Here is a 2500-nt window from a genome sequence, read left to right as displayed (position 1 = left end):
ACCTCTTGATCCGTAGTCAAACGCTCTATCCAATTGAGCTACGGGCGCATATGGTGCCGAGGGCGGGGGTCGAACCCGCACGGTGGTCACCCACCGCAGGATTTTAAGTCCTGTGCGTCTGCCTGTTCCGCCACCCCGGCATGTCATATTGGAAATTGGAGCGGAAGACGGGATTCGAACCCGCGACCCCAACCTTGGCAAGGTTGTATTCTACCACTGAACTACTTCCGCAAGACATGTTTGAGTTATTTCATTAAAAGTGCGGGTGAAGGGAGTCGAACCCCCACGCCAAAGGCGCTAGATCCTAAGTCTAGTGCGTCTGCCAATTCCGCCACACCCGCATATTTCATTAAAATGGTGAGCCATGAAGGATTCGAACCTTCGACCCTCTGATTAAAAGTCAGATGCTCTACCAACTGAGCTAATGGCTCTTGCAATAAAAACTGGTGCCGACTAGAGGACTTGAACCCCCAACCTACTGATTACAAGTCAGTTGCTCTACCAATTGAGCTAAGTCGGCTAAATGGTGGAGGATGACGGGATCGAACCGCCGACCCCCTGCTTGTAAGGCAGGTGCTCTCCCAGCTGAGCTAATCCTCCGAATTGCCTGGCAACGTCCTACTCTCACAGGGACAAGGTCCCAACTACCATCGGCGCTAGAGAGCTTAACTTCCGTGTTCGGTACGGGAACGGGTGTGGCCTCTCTGCCATCATTACCAGACTATATTCATTTAAGACAAGAATTATTATAACTTATTTAACTTTTAAAGTCAACAAGTTTTTTATATTCTTTCAAAACTAGATAACATTTGCTTCATATTATATGGTTAAGTCCTCGATCTATTAGTATTCGTCAGCTCCACATGTCACCATGCTTCCACCTCGAACCTATCAACCTGATCATCTTTCAGGGATCTTACTAGCTTACGCTATGGGAAATCTCATCTTGAGGGGGGCTTCATGCTTAGATGCTTTCAGCACTTATCCCTTCCGCACATAGCTACCCAGCTATGCCCTTGGCAGAACAACTGGTACACCAGCGGTGCGTCCATCCCGGTCCTCTCGTACTAAGGACAGCTCCTCTCAAATTTCCTACGCCCACGACGGATAGGGACCGAACTGTCTCACGACGTTCTGAACCCAGCTCGCGTACCGCTTTAATGGGCGAACAGCCCAACCCTTGGGACCGACTACAGCCCCAGGATGCGATGAGCCGACATCGAGGTGCCAAACCTCCCCGTCGATGTGGACTCTTGGGGGAGATAAGCCTGTTATCCCCGGGGTAGCTTTTATCCGTTGAGCGATGGCCCTTCCATGCGGAACCACCGGATCACTAAGCCCGACTTTCGTCCCTGCTCGACTTGTAGGTCTCGCAGTCAAGCTCCCTTATGCCTTTGCACTCTACGAATGATTTCCAACCATTCTGAGGGAACCTTTGGGCGCCTCCGTTACACTTTAGGAGGCGACCGCCCCAGTCAAACTGCCCACCTGACACTGTCTCCCGGGTCGATAAGACCCGTAGGTTAGAATTTCAATACATTCAGGGCGGTATCCCACCAGCGCCTCCACCGAAGCTAGCGCTCCGGTTTCAATGGCTCCCGCCTATCCTGTACAAAATGTACCAAAATTCAATATCAGGCTACAGTAAAGCTCCACGGGGTCTTTCCGTCCTGTCGCGGGTAACCTGCATCTTCACAGGTACTATAATTTCACCGAGTCTCTGGTTGAGACAGTGCCCAAATCGTTACACCTTTCGTGCGGGTCGGAACTTACCCGACAAGGAATTTCGCTACCTTAGGACCGTTATAGTTACGGCCGCCGTTTACTGGGGCTTCAGTTCAGAGCTTCGCTTACGCTAACCCCTCTCCTTAACCTTCCAGCACCGGGCAGGTGTCAGCCCCTATACTTCGCCTTACGGCTTCGCAGAGACCTGTGTTTTTGCTAAACAGTCGCTTGGGCCTATTCACTGCGGCTTTCCGTTAAGAAAGCACCCCTTCTCCCGAAGTTACGGGGTCATTTTGCCGAGTTCCTTAACCAGAGTTCTCTCGCACACCTTAGGATTCTCTCCTCGCCTACCTGTGTCGGTTTGCGGTACAGGCACCTTTTATCTCGCTAGAAGCTTTTCTTGGCAGCGGGGAATCAAAGACTTCGCTCCATAAGGAGCTTCCCCATCACAGCTCAGCCTTCACGATAAGCGGATTTGCCTACTTATCAGCCTAACTGCTTGGACGTGCACAACCAATCGCACGCTTCTTCTATCCTTCTGCGTCCCTCCATTGCTCAAACGATAAAGAGGTGGTACAGGAATATCAACCTGTTGTCCATCGCCTACGCCTGTCGGCCTCGGCTTAGGTCCTGACTAACCCTGAGCGGACGAGCCTTCCTCAGGAAACCTTAGGCATTCGGTGGACGGGATTCTCACCCGTCTTTCGCTACTCATACCGGCATTCTCACTTCTAAGCGCTCCACCAGTCCTTCCGGTCTGACTTCACTGCACTTA

At 51.6% G+C, this 2500-nt stretch carries 7 tRNA genes and 2 rRNA genes (2 of these 9 cut by a window edge); all 9 read right to left on the bottom strand.

The annotated features are described in order from the left end of the window. Nucleotides 1–48, bottom strand: a tRNA-Arg gene (locus J0835_RS00480) (it extends 26 nt beyond the left edge of the window). 3 nt (nucleotides 49–51) lie between these two features. Then, nucleotides 52–140 (bottom strand) — tRNA-Leu (locus J0835_RS00475). A 16-nt stretch (nucleotides 141–156) separates the two neighbouring features. Continuing rightward, a tRNA-Gly gene (locus J0835_RS00470) sits at nucleotides 157–231 on the bottom strand. Between the two features lie 29 nt (nucleotides 232–260). Continuing rightward, nucleotides 261–341 (bottom strand) — tRNA-Leu (locus J0835_RS00465). A gap of 14 nt (nucleotides 342–355) precedes the next feature. Then, nucleotides 356–431: transfer RNA gene (locus tag J0835_RS00460), tRNA-Lys, on the bottom strand. Nucleotides 432–444: 13 nt separating this feature from the next. After that, nucleotides 445–520: transfer RNA gene (locus tag J0835_RS00455), tRNA-Thr, on the bottom strand. Between the two features lie 4 nt (nucleotides 521–524). Beyond that, nucleotides 525–600 (bottom strand) — tRNA-Val (locus J0835_RS00450). Between the two features lie 5 nt (nucleotides 601–605). After that, nucleotides 606–721 (bottom strand): 5S ribosomal RNA (gene rrf / locus J0835_RS00445). Nucleotides 722–823: 102 nt separating this feature from the next. Next, a 23S ribosomal RNA gene (locus J0835_RS00440) occupies nucleotides 824–2500 on the bottom strand (it continues 1245 nt past the right edge of the window).

Source organism: Bacillus cereus group sp. Sample62 (assembly GCF_036851315.1).
In the GTDB taxonomy this organism is placed as follows: Bacteria; Bacillota; Bacilli; order Bacillales; family Bacillaceae_G; genus Bacillus_A; species Bacillus_A wiedmannii.
Note: the sequence above shows the minus strand (reverse complement) of the source record. Positions and strands in the feature narration are given on the sequence as shown.